The organism is Microbispora sp. CA-135349 (genome assembly GCF_050947365.1).
GTDB lineage: Bacteria > Actinomycetota > Actinomycetes > Streptosporangiales > Streptosporangiaceae > Microbispora.
Genome location: NZ_CP192001.1, coordinates 4,584,975 through 4,600,370, shown reverse-complemented (window position 1 = coordinate 4,600,370; position 15,396 = coordinate 4,584,975). Strand labels below are relative to the sequence as shown.

Below are 15,396 nucleotides of genomic sequence, written 5' to 3'. Positions count from 1 at the left end.
GCCCGGCGTCTTCACAGCGGTCCGAAGCGGTAGCCGAAGCCGCGCACGGTCTGGACGTAGCGGGGGTTCCGCTGGTCGTCCTCGATCTTGGCGCGCAGCCGCTTCACGCACGCGTCGACGAGCCGCGCGTCCCCGTAGTAGCTGTGTTCCCACACCGCTTCGAGGAGTTGCCGGCGGCTGAACGTCTGTCCCGGGGCGGCCGACAGGAACAGCAGGAGCTTCACCTCGGAGGGAGCGAGCACGAGTTCTCTGCCGTGCTTGCACACCCGCACCGCCGTCCCGTCGATCTCCAGGTCGCCGTACAGCAGGGGGCCGTCGCTGCCGGGTGAGGATTGCGAAGGGGCGACGCGGCGCAGCACCGCGCGCATGCGCGCCTCGATGACCTCGCCACTGGCGGGCTTGACGATGTAGTCGTCGGCGCCCGCCTCCAGGCCCACGACGACATCCACGTCGTCGCCGCGCGCGGACAGGATCACGATGGGCACCCGGCTGGTCTCGCGGATGCGCCGGCAGGTCTCAAGGCCGCTCATGCCGGGCAGCATCAGATCCAGCAGCACGATGTCGGGCGCGAACGGGGCGAGCGACTCCATCCCGTCCTCGCCTGTGGCGACAGCTTCCGTCTCGTGTCCGTTGCGCCGCAGTCCCAGGGTGACACCGCGGCGTACGGCCGGGTCGTCCTCGATCAGCAGGACGCGTGTCATGGTCCAGCTCACTCCTTTCACTCGGCGGAACGCCGCACGCCGGTCAGCGGGCCGTGGGTGCCGCCGCCGGGACGGCGGCACCGGTCTCGTCGCACTTCACCTTCCACGGCCCTCCGGCCAGGCCCGGCTCATGGATCCGGACCCGCACCTCAGGAGGGGGTTTCCCGCCGGGGATCCCCGGCGCCGCGGCGGCCGTGCACACCAGCTGGTCCACCGCCACATGGTCCAGCTCGGACACGAGCCAGGGCAGGTGGAGGTCCACGGTCCCCGGCCCCGTCGCTTCGGCCCGGACCCGGTGTCTTCCGGGCGGGAGCGCGGTGACCAGCCCGCGCTCCCGCTCGCCGCGGGTCGGCCCGGCCAGCAGCGTGTCCAGCGCGGTCTGCGGTCCGGCACCGGCGGGTACGGCACGGGCGACAGGCCAGGCACCGTTGGGAGCGATGAAGTACACCCGCATCCAGTGGGCGGCGTCGGCGGTGCGCGCTCCGACGGCGGGTGCGCCGGCCGGTGCCGGACCCGTGTCCGGGACGCCGCAGCCCGCGAACACACAGGACGCGAGCACACAGGACGCGAGCACACAGGACGCGAGCATGCGGGACGCGAGCATGCGGGACACGGGCATGCGGGGCACGGGCATGCGGATCTCGGACCTCCGTTTCACGGTGTGATCAGCTGCTCGACGTCCACGGTCCCCGCGCCGGGATCCGGTCGCGGCACGGTCCCCCACACGCTCGCCGCCACGGTGACCGCCGCGGTGAGCGCCAGCAGGCCTCGTCGCCCGGTCGTCCACCGGGCCCGGAAACGGACCGGATCCTCCACGAGAACCTTCGTCACCCATGCGGCCAGCAGCGACACGCCGATCGCCACGGCCGTGCGCCCCCACCCGCCGATGCCGGGCACCGGCCGGGGGAGCAGCAGATACACCGGCCAGTGCCACAGGTACAGGCCGTAGGATAGCTCCCCGAGCGTGCGCGGTACGGCGCTGCCCGCCAGCCGCCCGGCACGGCCGCCGGCGTTCCGGGCGAGGAGTCCGATGAGCGCGGCGCAGGCCGCGGAGTGCGCGAACAGCCCGCCCCGGAAGAGGCAGGGCGCGTTCTGACCGCCCGTCAGCACCCAGGCGGCGCCGATGCCGCACGCCAGCGCCGCACACACTCCGTCAGCCACCGGCGCCGGGACGCGGGCGAGCAGGCGCCGGATCGGCGCCGTGACCGCAAGCGCGCCGAGCAGCAGTGAGAACGCCCGTGTGTCGGTGCCCTCGTACGCGCGCGTCGTGTCCACGGCCCCGCCGTAGCGCAGCATCAACGCGAGCGATACGAGCGCCCCCGCACCGGCGAGGGCCGCGACCCGCCGATGACCACGGCGGTGACCGTGCCGGCCCCGCCCGGCGAGCGCCACGACCACCGGCCAGGCCAGGTAGAACTGCCACTCGACGGCGATGCTCCACAGGTGGGCGAAGACGCGGGTGCCGGACGCGTTCCAGTAACCGATCTGCTCGACGATGAAATGCCAGTTCACCGCCTGGGCCGCGGCCCACGGCGCGTCGTCGAGCGCGAAGCGCAGGACGTACGGCGAGCCGAAGGTCCAGGCGAGCAGGACGGCGGCGACGCACACCAGGGCCAGCGCGGGCAGCAGGCGACGTGCCCGCCGCGCCCAGAACGCGGTCAGGACGATGCGGCCCCGTGCCGTCGACTCCTCCATGAGGAGACCGGTTATCAAGAAGCCTGACAACACGAAGAAGAGGTCCACGCCGAGGAAGCCGCCTTCCAGGTGACCGGCGTGGAAGAGCAGGACGGCGACGACGGCCAGCCCGCGCAGTCCGTCGAGCGGGGCGATGCGGACGGTGCGGGAACGGCCGGGAGCGGCGGCGGCGCGGGAGCCGGGTGCGCGCCTGGGAGCGGACGCGGACGCGGACATGACGGGACCGGGGCGGGGAGAGGCGTCATCGGGCACGGGGCGGCTCAGCCGCATCCGAGCTTGCCGTACCGCTCGTCCGCGGTCCACGACCCGGTCGCCCACGTCGCCGGCGCGGCCGGGGTGAACCCGTACGCCTCGCCGAGCCGGTCGGTGAACCACTTGGCGAAGGCGGCGGAGCCCTGCTGGCACGAGTGGATGCCGTCGGCCGAGCGCTGAGCCTTCCCACTCCTGGCATCGGTGCCCCACAGTACGGAGGAGTCGAGGAATCGCACCGTGCGCTCCACTGCGCCGTCCACCGTGACGTCCGCCGTGTCGTCCGCCGTGCCGCCGCCGCGGTCGGCGACCGCTTTGGCGGCCTTCGGCGCGCTCGCGATCGCGCCCGCGTGCTTCGCGTAGAAACCGTCGATCCTGAAGGGCGGAGCCGAGACGATCACCAGCTCGGCCCCGGCGTCCTGCGCGGTCTTCGCGAGCTTCGCGTACGAGGCTCGCTGCTGCCCGGCGCTGCCCCAGTCGTAGGTGGTGATCTGATAAGCGATCACGTCAGGGCGGAACGACTCGATGGTCTTCGCGAGGTTCTTCCAGGTGATCTCGGCGATCGGTCCGGTCATGGCGTCGCCCTCGACCACCGTGCCACCGCCGTCGGACGTCGCGTCCCTGAACGCCTGCCCGCTCGCCTTGAGTGAGGCCTCCAGAGGCGGCGCCTCGGAGCCGGCGATGGAGTCGCCCATCCAGAGAACTCTTCTGCCCGCTTGGGCCTCCTCGGTGGCGCTCGTCTTCGCGCCGGCGTCCTCGCCGCCGTCCGCCCCGCAGCCGCTCAGCACGGCGCCGGTCACGGCCGTGACGACGAGGAGAGCGGCGATCGCGACCGGCCGGCGGTGACGGCGGGCAGAGTCGTGAGGCCGGGTCTCGTGGAAAGCGGTGTCCTTGTCCATGCCGTCAGGCAATCACCGCGCAGGGCCTGTAATCGGCGCGGTCATCGATCGGTCACACAACGACCGGGGGACGGTCACGCCCGCGCCGCGCCGGGCATCGCCGCGATGATTCGTCGCAAGCGTCTGGAAGTCCCTGCACCGCGGCCGTGAGGACTGGGACGACGTGCTCACCTACCTGCGTGACGGGGCGGGCAAGAACACCGGGAGCAGGAAGTCGATCACCTACTGGGCCGGGCAGGGCTTCGCGACCGGCGACCCCGGCGCCTGCAACACGTGGACCGCGCCGTCCGCCAGGGTGACCTGACCATGTCCGGCACCGGCCGTCCCGCCCCGTCCCGCCCCGTCCCGCCGCGAGGCGGGACGGTCCGCCTCTGCCCGGCAGATCTCAGGGCAGCGGGACCGCGCTCGACTCGCGGACGACGAGGTGACACGGCAGGGCGTGCCGGCCGGGGGAGGGGGAGCCGTTGATGGCGGCCAGGAGCATCTCCGCCGCCGACCGGCCGAGCCCTTCGAGGTTCATGTCGACGCTGGTCAGCGGCGGCTGACAGCCCTCGGTCATGACGTCCCAGTTGTCGAAGCCGACGAGTGCGACGTCCTGGGGGACGCGGCGGCCCGCGGCGCGCAGCGCGTCGCACACGCCGCGTGCGATCTGGTCGCTGCCGCAGAAGACGGCGTCGAACTCCGTCCGCCCGGCCATCAGGATGCCGACGGCCTGGCATCCCCACGCCTCGCTCCAGCCGCCGAACAGCGGCGGCGCGGCAGGTTCGAGCCCCTCCTGCGCCAGCCGCTCCAGCGCGGCCGCCGCGCGGACGCGGGCGGAGTTGTGGTGCTCCGGCCCGGTGACGTGCGCGATCCTGGTGCGGCCGACGGCCAGCAGATGCTCGACGGCCTTGCGGGCGCCGCCCGTCTCGTCCGGCACCACCGAGCAGTCGCCGGGGTCGGCCGAGCTGATGAAGGCGTACACCACCGGCACGGGCAGGTCCGCGGCGATGGGCGTGCGCGCCTCGGTCCGCCGGCCGGTCACGATGATCCCGTCGACCCTGCGGCTGAGCAGCGTCCTGACGTAGTACTGCTCCCGGATCGGGTCGTCCCGTCCGTCGCAGAGGAAGACCGACATCTCACCGGCGCCCAGCGCGTCCTCCGCGCCGATGAGCACCGGGATGCTGAAGCGGCCGATCGTGTCCGTCGTGATCATGCCGACCGTGTAGGTGCGGCCCGAGTGCAGGCTGCGGGCACCGGCGTTCGCCTCGAAGCTGAGCTGCCGCGCGGCCTCCCGGACGCGCATGCGGGTCTCCTCCCGCAGTGATCCGCGTCCGTTGAGCGCCTTGGAGGCCGTGCCCACCGACACCCCGGCCAGTGCCGCGACGTCGGCGATCGTGGCGTGACGCTCCAGTTTTCCCACGTTTCCTCCACTTTCCGCTGGCGTTGCCTCGGCCCACTCTATCGCCGGGCCGTTCCACGCGACGCTCCCCGGTTACACGGGTGAAACCTGCTATTGACGGTCCAGGAGGGCGTTGGTAGCTTTCCGGCAACCGTTTTCCTAGTTTTCCTTCGCGTGGCCGTCTCCGGCGGAGTCTCGCACGTTCCCGCGTACGACACGAGAGATCAGGAATGACCCAGCAGAAGCTGTCAGAAACCGTCCAGGCCGCGGCCGGACTCCAGGAGGCCGCCGGGCCCGTGGCCCCGACCCCGGCGGCCCTGTCCGCGCTGCGGCCGCTCGGCCTCGGCCGGGTCCGGTTGGGGGAGGAGGGCCTGCTCGGGCAGTGGCGGAGGCGCAACGCCGAGGACACGCTGCCGCACTGCGTGGACAACCTTCACGGCAGCGGCAACATCGGCAACCTCCGCACCGCGGCGGGCGAGTCCGAGGGCGAGTTCGCCGGCATGTGGTTCGCCGACTCCGACGTCCACAAGACCCTGGAGGCGGCGGCGTGGCAGCTCGCGGCCTCGCCCGAAGACGCGGGCCTGCGGTCGTTCGTCGACGACACGACCGCGCTGCTCGCCCGCGCCCAGCAGGCGGACGGCTACCTCAACTCCTACTTCACCGTCGTCGCGCCCCAGGACCGGTGGGCCAAGCCCGACTGGAGCCATGAACTGTACTGCGCGGGCCACCTCATCCAGGCGGCCGTCGCGGCGGGCCGCACCGGCGCGAGCGACGCGCTGGTGACCCTGGCCCGGCGCTTCGCCGACCTGCTGGTGGAGCGGTTCGGCCCGGACGGGGTGGAGGAGGTCTGCGGACATCCCGAGATCGAGACCGCGCTCGCCGAGCTGTACCGGCTGACCGGCCACCGGCCCTACCTGGACCTCGCGCGGCGCTTCCTCGACCTGCGCGGGCGCGGCCTGCTCGGCCACGGCAGGTTCGGCCCGCGCTACTACCAGGACCACCAGCCCGTACGCGAGGTGCGCGAGGTCACCGGGCACGCCGTACGCCAGTTGTACCTGCTGGCCGGGATGGTCGACGTGGCCGTGGAGACCGGCGACCTGTCGCTGCTGAACGCGGCGGAGCGATTGTGGGAGGACGCCGTCAACCGGCGTACCTACGTGACCGGGGCGCACGGGTCGCGACACCGCGACGAGGCGTACGGCGACCCGTACGAGCTGCCGCCCGACCGGGCCTACGGCGAGACCTGCGCGGCCATCGCGAGCTTTCAGTGGAACTGGCGGCTGCTGCTGGCGACCGGCCGGGCCCGCTACGCCGACGAGATGGAGCGGGTGCTCTACAACGCCTTCGCCGCCGCCGTCTCGTCCGACGGCAGGCACTTCTTCTACTCCAACCCCCTGCAGGTCCGCACCGGGCACGCGAGCGCGGGTGAGGAGGCGGCGGCGCGGCGGCTGCCCTGGTATTCGTGCGCCTGCTGCCCGCCGAACATCGCCAGGCTCATGGCCTCGCTGCCCGGCTACCTGGCGACCGCCGACGACGACGGCCTGTGGATCCACCTGTACGGCGACGCCTCCTTCGACGCCCCCGGAGGGCGCCGCGTGGAGATGCGCACGGCCTACCCCTGGCAGGGCCGCATCGAGCTGGAGATCGCCGAGGCGGGGACCGGACAGCCGTGGACGCTCGCGCTGCGCGTGCCGGGCTGGTGCGACGCGTACGCGGTGAGCATCGGCGGCGAACCGGTGCGGGCGGCCGCGCGGGACGGCTACGTCCGGCTCACCCGCGCCTGGACGCCGGGCACCACCGTCGTCCTCGACCTCGGCATGCCCGTCCGCCAGGTCACCGCGCACCCCCGGGTCGACGCGGCGCGCGGCTGCGTCGCCCTGGCACGCGGCCCGCTCGTGTACTGCCTGGAGCAGGCCGACCTGCCGCACGGCACGGTCCTCGAGGACGTGCGGCTCGACCCCGGCGCTCCGGTCACACCGGACCACCGGGAGGACCTGCCGGAAATCCCGGTCGTCCTCACCGCCACGGGGCTGGTCGCCGACGCCGGCGGTTCGCTGTACACCGCCGGAGCCAGGCGGGAGCGGACGGGCACGCCGCTCATGCTCACGGCGGTGCCGTACTTCCTGTGGGGCAACCGGAGCGAGGGCCCGATGCGGGTCTGGATCCCGGTCGCCGCCACCGGATGACCGCGGCGGGCCGGCCCGGCCGAGGTCCGCTCCGGTCCGGCCCGCGCGCATGAGAACGTCCACGGCGTCCGCCGGCTCGGGGAGGACGGTCTCCGCTTCACCTCCTGCTCACCCCCCACCCGCAGAAAAAACGAGGTAGTGCATGCGCAGACCCCGAAACCCGGCGATACGCGCGATCGGCCTGACGTCGGCGTTGCTGGGCGCGGTCCTCGGCCTCCCCACGACGCCGGCCGAGGCGGCGGGCGCCACCCTCACCGTGAACGTGGCCCAGCCCTTCCGGCCCGTCACCCACGTCGCGGCCGGCGGCCTGTACGGCCTGGCCGAGAACGGCCGCCCGGCCGACTCCACGCTGCTGCCCCTGAAGCTCAACTCGCTGACGCAGCCCGCCCCCGGCGTGGGGCAGCGGCCCAACGGCCAGCCGCCCGGCGGAGACTCCCTGCTCGTGGCCCAGCAGGCCACCCGCGCCGGGGCCGGGGAGCTCATCCGGATGCCGGACATCTATCCCGACTTCCCCTACAAGTGGGTGAGCTGGAACGACTGGCTGGCCAAGGTGGACACGATGGTCCGCGCCCGTCTCAACGCGACCACGGTGACCAACGTCATCGGCTGGGAGCTGTGGAACGAGCCCGACTGGACGTGGAACACCTCCGCCGCCGGGTCCTTCAACGACGGCTGGACGCGCACCTTCCGGGCCGTGCGGGCGCTGGACGCCACGACGCCGATCGTCGGCCCGAGCACCTCCTACTACAACCGTTCCTGGTTGTCGTCGTTCCTGGGCAGCGCCAAGGCGGCGGGCACGCTGCCCGACGTCGTGTGCTGGCACGAGCTGGGCGACCCCACCGCCATCGCCGCCCACATCGCCGACTACCGCGCGCTGGAGTCCTCGCTCGGCATCAGCCCCCGGCGCATCGCGATCAACGAGTACGCCGCGACGAGCGAGGTGGACGTCCCCGGCCGGATCGCCAGCTACGTCGCCAAGTTCGAGCGCGCCGGCGTCGAGATGGCCCACCGCGCGTTCTGGTACGAATACGGCACCATGAACGGTCTGGTGGTCAACAACAACCAGCCGACCGGCACCTGGTGGCTGTACAAGTGGTACGGCGACATGGCCGGCCGCATGGTCGCCACCACCCCGGCCACCCAGACCGGGCTGGACGGCTTCGCCTCCTACGACTCCACGCGGAAGATCGTCAACGTGGTCTTCGGCAACGAGCCGGGCACCAACACGGTCCGCGTCACCGGCATCGGCGCGCTGGGTTCCTCGGTGCGGGTGACCCTGCAGTCGGCGCCCGCCAACGGCAGGTTCACCGCCGTGACCGCGCCCACGACCATCTCGACGAGCACGTACGCCGTGAGCAACGGGCAGATCGCCGTCTCGGTGCCGAACATGTCGGCGACGAGCGCCTACAACCTGGTGATCCAGCCGGTCGGCGGCGTGCCGTCCTACCAGCAGCGCTACGAGGCGGAGAACGCGGCCGTCTTCCGCGCCCAGCGGCTGACCAGCTCCAGCGCCTCCGAGGGCGGCTACGTCGGCCGCATCGACAACAACAACGGCAACCACGGCACCGACAGCTACGTCGACTTCGTGGTGAACGTGCCCACGGCCAGGGCGTACACGATGACCATCGGCTACGCCAACGCCACCGGGGCGACGGCCACGCAGGGCCTGGCGTACAACGGCGGCGCCTGGACGACGGTCAGCTACCCGCCCACCGCCGCGTGGGGCCAGTTCGGCGCCACGACCGGCACCACGGTGAATCTGCAGGCGGGCTACAACGTGATCCGCCTGGCCAAGGGGTCTCCCAACTTCGCCGGCGGCACCGGCTACGCCGAGCTGGACTACATCCAGCTCACCTGAGCCCGCCGGTCCACTGAAAGGAACAACGACATGGAAAGCCTCGACAAGAGCCGGCGCATCGCCGGACTGGGCCTGGCGGCCCTCGTAGTCGCGGGCGGGCTCACCGCGTGCTCCGGGTCGTCGGACGGCGACTCCCAGGCGGGTGCGAGCCAGGCCGCCGGGGGTGGGACGTACACGATCTGGGATCCGTACCCGCAGTTCGACGGCTCCTCGGAGTGGGTCAAGCTGCTCACGCAGTGCGGAACGCAGGCCGGGGTCACGGTCGAGCGGACGGGCTATGACACCACCGATCTGACGAACAAGGCGCTGCTGGCGGCTCAGCAGGGCAACTCGCCGGACGTGCTGATCGTGGACAATCCGGTCGTCTCGACGCTGGCCGAGGCGGGAGTGCTCACCTCGACCGACGAGACGAAGATCGACACTTCGGCCGTCTCTCCGAACCTGCTCGCGGCCGGCCAGCTGGGCGGCAAGACGTACGGCATCCCGATCGGGGCCAACACGCTCGCGCTGTACTACAACAAGGAGGTGCTGAAGAAGGCGGGGGTGGAGGCCGGTGGCATCACCGACTGGGCGTCGCTGACGGCGGCGCTGGAGAAGGTGAAGGCGGCGGGCAAGAAGGGCATCACGTTCTCGGCGATCGGCACCGAGGAGGGCAGTTTCCAGTTCCTGCCCTGGTTCTGGGGCTCGGGCGCGAACCTCACCAAACTGGACTCGCCCGAGGGTGTGGCGGCGTTGTCGTTGTGGGCCGACTGGGTGAAGAAGGGCTACGCGCCCAACTCGGTGATCAACAACACGCAGACCACGAGCTGGCAGGAGTTCGCGACCGGGGACTTCGCGTTCGGGGAGAACGGCACCTGGCAGCTCGCCAACGCCAAGAAGACCGGCTTCGACTACGGCATCATCCCGATCCCGGCCAAGGACGGCGGCACCGCCCCCGCCCCGACCGGCGGCGAGTTCGTCACCGTCCCCGCGCAGAAGGACGCCGCCCGGTATGTCGCCTCGCAGAAGCTGGTGACGTGCCTGGCCAGCACCGGCAACTCGCTGACCACCGACACGACGTTGTCGTACATCGCGCCGACGGAGGAGGTGCAGGCCAAGCAGGTCGAGCAGAACGCGGAGCTGAAGGTGTGGGTGGAGGCGGTCAAGGCGGCCAAGGGCCGCACCAGCGACAACCTCGGCACGAAGTACCCGAAGATCTCCGAGCCGATGTGGAAGGCGATGCAGGCCGCCCTGAGCGGGTCGCAGCCGCCGCAGGAGGCGCTGGCGGCCGCTCAGACCGCGGCGGCGAGCGCCGTCCAGTAGCGTCGCGCGGGCCCGGGACGTCTTTCTCCGGGCCCGCCCCTGGTCGTGAATCGGTCGTGAGGAAAGCATGAAACACGCAACACAGACGCCGGCCCCGCCGACGGGGGAGAACCGGCGAGGACGGGACCCGGCGCCGCAGGCCGCGGGCGGCCGCCGCGCACCCGTACGGCGATCGGGACAGTGGGCGGCGTGGGCGTTCCTCGCCCCCGTCGTCGTCTATCTGCTGGTGTTCTACGCCTATCCGTTGTATCGGAACGTGGATTTGAGTCTGCGGAACTACACGGTGCGGTCGTTCGTGCAGGGGGATGCGCCGTTCGCCGGGTTCGCCAACTACGCCAAGGTGTTCGCCGATGCGACGTTCGGGCCGGCGTTGTGGCACACGGTGGTGTTCACGGTGGTGTCGCTGGCCTTCCAGTTCACGATCGGGCTGGCGCTGGCGGTGTTCTTCAGCCGGAACTTCCGGCTGTCGGCGACGTTGCGCGCGTTGTTCCTGGTGCCGTGGCTGCTGCCGTTGATCGTGTCGTCCTCGACGTGGTCGTGGATGCTCAACAGCGAGTCGGGTGTGGTCAACGCGGCCCTGGGCTGGGTCGGCGTCGGCCCGGTGAACTGGCTGACGTCGCCGGAGTGGTCGCTGTGGTCGGTGATCATCGCGAACATCTGGATCGGGATTCCGTTCAATTTGGTCGTGCTCTACAGCGGGCTGCAGGCGATCCCTTCGGCCGTGTACGAGGCGGCGGCGCTGGACGGGGCGGGTGGCTGGCAGCGGTTCTGGCGGGTGACGTTCCCGTTGCTGCGTCCGGTGTCGGCGATCACGCTGCTGCTGGGGCTGGTCTACACGTTGAAGGTGTTCGACATCATCTGGATCATGACGAAGGGCGGGCCGAGTGACGCGTCCACGACGCTGGCCACCTGGTCCTACCGGCTGGGTTTCGGCAACCTGCTGCCCTCGTTCGGGCCCGGCGCGGCGGTGGGCAACCTGCTGATCCTCATGGCGCTGGTCTTCGGGCTCGTCTACATCCGCGTGCAGCGACGGCAGGGGGCGGCATGACGCAGATTCGGCGCACCTGGTGGCGGACCGGCCTGGGTGTGGTGTTCACCGCGTTCATGCTGTTCCCGGTCTACTGGATGATCAATGTGTCGTTCACGCGTGACCAGGACATGCGCAAGTCGCCGCCGTACTGGTTTCCGGTGCACGGGACGCTCGAGGGCTACCGGGCGGTGCTGGAGCAGCAGTTGCCGTTCCTCGGGGTCAGCCTGGTCGTCGGGCTGGGCACGGTGGCCCTCACGCTGGTGATCGCGGCGCCGGCGGCGTACTCGCTGGCCAAGCTGCGGCCGCGTGGCGGCGGCGTGCTGAGCTTCGTGCTGCTGATCGCGCAGATGATCCCCGGTGTGATCATGGCGATGGGCTTCTACGCGATTTTCCTCTCCACCGGTGTGCTGAACACGGTGCCGGGGCTGATCGTGGCCGACTCCACGCTGGCGGTGCCGTTCGCCGTGCTGATCCTGACGGCGTTCATGTCCGGCATCCCCGAGGAGCTCATGCAGGCGGCGAGGGTGGACGGCGCGGGCGCGTTGCGCACGTTCGTCTCGATCGTGCTGCCGGTCTCCCGCAACGCGGTCATCACGGTGTCGCTGTTCGCGTTCCTGTGGGCCTGGTCGGACTTCGTCTTCGCCTCCACCCTCGACCAGGGCGGCGGCCACCAGCCGATCACGCTCGGCATCTATCACTACATCGGCAACAACAACCAGCAGTGGAACGCCATCATGGCCACCGCCGTGGTCGCCTCCATCCCGGCCACCGTCCTCCTGATCGTCGCCCAGCGCTACGTCGCCGCGGGCGTCACCGCCGGCGCCGTCAAAGACTGACGACTCTTCCCGCACCCCCGCGAACGCGCCGTCACCCACGGCTCGATCGAAATGTTAGCGCTCACATAGGCCTGGCGGCCCCGCCGGAAGCCCTTCGAGCCGACGCACAACGGATGTGAACGCCCCCTCGTTCACGCAACGCAAAGGAGCAGCACCCATGTCCCGAACGGCACCCTCCTCGGGAGGTGCTTCAGCCCCGCGCCGTGGCCTCGGCCGCTTCCGGGGCGCATCCCGCCACGCAGCGCTTCTGGTGGCCGCGCTCACGATCGCGGCCACGGGAGCCGTCCTCTCCACCTCGCCCGCGTCCGCGGCGCCGGCCCCTGCGGCCACGCTCGTGGTGAAGGCCGACCAGCCTTTCCGGCCGGTCACGCATGTCGCGACGGGGTCGTTGTACGGCCTCGCCGACGACGCGACGCCCTCCGACGACCTGGTCAAGGCCATCAAGCCGAACACGTTCGTCCAGATGGCCGTGGGCGGCAAGCAGCAGGCGAAGGGCGACGTGCTGGTGGTCGCCGACAAGGCGGCCAGAGCGGGCGCGAAGGTCGTGAACCGCCTGTCGGACTACTACGCGGGCTGGCCGTACAGGTTCAGCTGGGACACCTGGCCGGGCGTGGTGGAGCAGCAGGTCAAGGCCGTCCAGGCGTCCGGAGCGACGAACATGGCGGCGTGGGAGCTGTGGAACGAGTCGGACAACACCTGGCTCGCGTCCAACGGCACCTACGAGGACTTCTGGACGAAGACCTTCCGTCAGGTGCGATCGCTCGACCCGACCACGCCGATCCAGGGCCCGAGCTTCTCCGACAACATCACCGACATGGAGAAGTTCCTGAGGAACGCGGTCGCGACCGACACGGTCCCCGACATCCTCGCCTGGCACGAACTGATCAACTCGGGCAAGATCGTAAGTGACCTCGCCAAGGTCAACGCCATCATGAAGGACCTCGGCATCAGCCCCCGCCCGATCTCGATCGAGGAGTACGCGGCGCCCTCCGAGGTCGGCATCCCGGGCGCCCTGGTGGGGTACATCGCGAAGTTCGAGCGTTACGGCATCCACGATGCCGAGCTCGCGTTCTGGAACGGCTACGGCGCGCTCGGCGACCTGCTGACCGGCACCGGCGGGAAGCCGAACGGCGCCTACTGGCTCTACAAGTGGTACGCCGACATGAGCGGCGACATGGTCACCACCACCCCGCCCAACGCCACGACCGGCCTCGACGGCGCCGCCGCCGTGCCCACCGACAAGAAGCAGGTCAGCGTGGTCTTCGGCGGCGGCAGCGGTGCCACCGCCGTCAAGGTCGACGGGCTGGACAAGCTCGACCTGGGCGGCACCGTCCACGCCAGGCTCGAGTACACCCCGTCGTACGGGCGCACCAACCCCGTCGCCGGCCCGATCACCATCTCCGACACCGTCTACCAGGTGAGCGACGGCTCCATCACCGTGCCGGTGGCGATGAGCTCCGCCGACGCCTACCACCTGGTGATCAGCGGCGCCGGTGCGGCGACCGACCTCGAAAGCACCTATCGGATCACCAATCTCAACAGCGGGCTCGCGCTCGACACCCATGACGCGGGCACGTCGGCCGGCACCCTCGTGAACCAGGCCGCCGCCGCGGGCGGCGCCACGCAGCGATGGAAGCTGGTCTCCACCGGCTCCGGCCTGCACAAGGTGGTCAACGCGGCCAGTGGCCTGGTGCTCGGGGTGAAGGACGCCTCGTCCGGCAACGGCGCCTCCGCCGTGGTGGAGACCGACACCGGCGGCAACACCCAGCTCTGGCAGGTGGTCCCCGACGGGAAGGGCCACAGCCAGCTGGTGAACTACGACACCGGTCTCGTGCTCGCCGTCGACGGCATGAGCAAGGACCCGGGCGCCCAGGTCGTGCAGTGGAGTGACACCACCGTCACCTCCTCCGGCATCGGCGGCACCCGGGTGGCCGGCAAACTCGGCAAGGCCGTCGCGCTGTCCGGAGCCAGCCAGTACGTCAACGTGCCGCGCGGCGCGGTGAGCGGCGTGACGGGCGACTTCACGGTCTCGACGTGGGTCAACCCCACGAAGAACTCCACATGGTCGCGCGTGTTCGACTTCGGCACCGGCGCGTCGAACTACATGTTCCTGACGCTCACCAATGGCGCCGGGCTCCGGTTCGCGATCACGACCGGCGGCGCCGGCGGAGAGCAGCTGATCAGCTCCACCACGTCGCTCCCGCTCAACACCTGGTCGCTGGTGACGGTGACCGTGTCCGGCACCACCGGCACCCTCTACGTCAACGACAAGGTCGTGGGCACCAACGCCAACCTCACCCTGCACCCGTCCAGCCTCGGCAGCACCACCCAGAACTGGATCGGCCGCTCGCAGTACGGGGGTGACCCGTACCTGGCCGCCGCGGTGGACGACTTCAATGTCTACAGCCGCGCGCTGACCGCGTCCGAGGTGTCCGCCCTCGCGACCGGGCAGGCCGGCGCGGGAGACGTCCTGCGCTACACGTTCGACGAGACCGGAGGCACGGCCGTCGCGGACTCGTCGGGCAACGGACGCACCGCGACCCTCGTCGCCAGCCCGGCGCCCGCGACGGGTGAGGCCGCCGTCCCCGACCACTTCTGGACCCTCACGCCCTACCTGACGATCAAGGGCGTGTCGGTGGCCGACGGCGCCACGGTCTCCGGCACCGCGACCTTCACCGTCGACCTCGGCGGCACGGCGTCCGACGTGTCCTACACCTACATCGAGCTCAACCGCGGCGGCGTCTGGCTGACCGACAACACCAAGGCGCCCGGCAGCCACAACGACGGGCTCCACCCCACCCTCGTCGTCGACACCACCGCCTATCCGAACGGCACCTACCAACTCAAGATCGACGCGGTCGGCGCGAACGGGCTGACCACCGAGCAGACCCTCTCCATCGTCATCGGCAACCCTCCTGGCTGGGCCGCCACCACGGTCTACGACACCGGTGACCAGGTGTCCTACCACGGGTCCGTCTGGCGCGCCTCGTGGTGGACGAAGAACCAGACCCCCGGCGATCCGTACGGCCCGTGGCAGGAGATCGTGACCACGGCGGACGGCACCGCCGTCTGGACGCCGTCTCGGATCTTCGTCGCCGGCGACCGGGCGGAACACCAGGGCGTCGCCTACCAGGCGAAGTGGTGGACCCGCAACCAGAAGCCGGGCGACCCGAACGGTCCCTGGAAGCGAATCGGATGAGACCGACACGATGATGTCGCGGGCCGGGCGTCCTCCAGGCGCCCGGCCCGGGTGTGGTCA

General features: G+C 71.0%; 12 protein-coding genes. 7 read left to right on the top strand and 5 right to left on the bottom strand.

Translation table 11 applies throughout. The features are described 5' to 3' along the window. Positions 1-11 precede the first annotated feature (11 nt). From ACQPZZ_RS21430 to ACQPZZ_RS21415, 4 genes are read right to left on the bottom strand one after another with little or no spacing between them, the layout of a single operon-like run. Positions 12-701 (bottom strand): response regulator transcription factor, encoded by a 690-nt coding sequence (locus ACQPZZ_RS21430; protein WP_432920956.1) that lies wholly within the window; start codon positions 699-701, stop codon positions 12-14. 43 nt (positions 702-744) lie between these two features. After that, complete coding sequence (locus ACQPZZ_RS21425; RefSeq protein ID WP_432920953.1) at positions 745-1,359, bottom strand: GerMN domain-containing protein; 615 nt, start codon at positions 1,357-1,359, stop codon at positions 745-747. After that, entirely contained in the window at positions 1,356-2,612 is a 1,257-nt protein-coding gene (locus tag ACQPZZ_RS21420; protein ID WP_432920950.1) for an acyltransferase family protein, read from the bottom strand. The genes ACQPZZ_RS21425 and ACQPZZ_RS21420 overlap by 4 nt, the downstream gene beginning before the upstream one ends. A 44-nt stretch (positions 2,613-2,656) precedes the next feature. Further along, positions 2,657-3,544, bottom strand: a complete 888-nt coding sequence (locus ACQPZZ_RS21415; protein WP_432920947.1) for an SGNH hydrolase domain-containing protein — start codon at positions 3,542-3,544, stop codon at positions 2,657-2,659. Positions 3,545-3,707: 163 nt separating this feature from the next. Between ACQPZZ_RS21415 and ACQPZZ_RS21410 the strand changes: the two genes are divergently transcribed. Next, positions 3,708-3,848: a hypothetical protein gene (locus ACQPZZ_RS21410; protein WP_432920944.1), complete on the top strand. Its 141-nt coding sequence runs from the start codon at positions 3,708-3,710 to the stop codon at positions 3,846-3,848. 81 nt (positions 3,849-3,929) lie between these two features. On the opposite strand, the gene ACQPZZ_RS21405 is transcribed toward ACQPZZ_RS21410, so the two are convergent. After that, complete coding sequence (locus tag ACQPZZ_RS21405; protein ID WP_432920941.1) at positions 3,930-4,946, bottom strand: LacI family DNA-binding transcriptional regulator; 1,017 nt, start codon at positions 4,944-4,946, stop codon at positions 3,930-3,932. Positions 4,947-5,155: 209 nt separating this feature from the next. On the opposite strand from ACQPZZ_RS21405, the gene ACQPZZ_RS21400 reads away from it, so the two are divergent. The 6 genes from ACQPZZ_RS21400 to ACQPZZ_RS21375 all read left to right on the top strand — a co-directional run bounded on the left by ACQPZZ_RS21400 (position 5,156) and on the right by ACQPZZ_RS21375 (position 15,336). Then, complete coding sequence (locus ACQPZZ_RS21400) at positions 5,156-7,111, top strand: glycoside hydrolase family 127 protein (RefSeq protein WP_432920938.1); 1,956 nt, start codon at positions 5,156-5,158, stop codon at positions 7,109-7,111. A gap of 142 nt (positions 7,112-7,253) precedes the next feature. Then, positions 7,254-8,969, top strand: coding sequence for a CBM35 domain-containing protein (locus ACQPZZ_RS21395; protein WP_432920935.1), 1,716 nt, complete (start codon positions 7,254-7,256; stop codon positions 8,967-8,969). Positions 8,970-8,999: 30 nt separating this feature from the next. Next, positions 9,000-10,271 (top strand): sugar ABC transporter substrate-binding protein, encoded by a 1,272-nt coding sequence (locus tag ACQPZZ_RS21390; RefSeq protein WP_432920932.1) that lies wholly within the window; start codon positions 9,000-9,002, stop codon positions 10,269-10,271. A gap of 67 nt (positions 10,272-10,338) precedes the next feature. Next, positions 10,339-11,319, top strand: a complete 981-nt coding sequence (locus ACQPZZ_RS21385; protein WP_432920929.1) for a carbohydrate ABC transporter permease — start codon at positions 10,339-10,341, stop codon at positions 11,317-11,319. Next, positions 11,316-12,137 carry a carbohydrate ABC transporter permease gene (locus tag ACQPZZ_RS21380; RefSeq protein WP_432920926.1) on the top strand — a complete coding sequence of 274 codons (822 nt, stop codon included), beginning with the start codon at positions 11,316-11,318 and terminating at the stop codon, positions 12,135-12,137. Before ACQPZZ_RS21385 ends, ACQPZZ_RS21380 begins: the two co-directional genes overlap by 4 nt. A gap of 250 nt (positions 12,138-12,387) precedes the next feature. Next, positions 12,388-15,336, top strand: coding sequence for a LamG-like jellyroll fold domain-containing protein (locus ACQPZZ_RS21375; RefSeq protein ID WP_432920923.1), 2,949 nt, complete (start codon positions 12,388-12,390; stop codon positions 15,334-15,336). Positions 15,337-15,396: the final 60 nt, after the last annotated feature.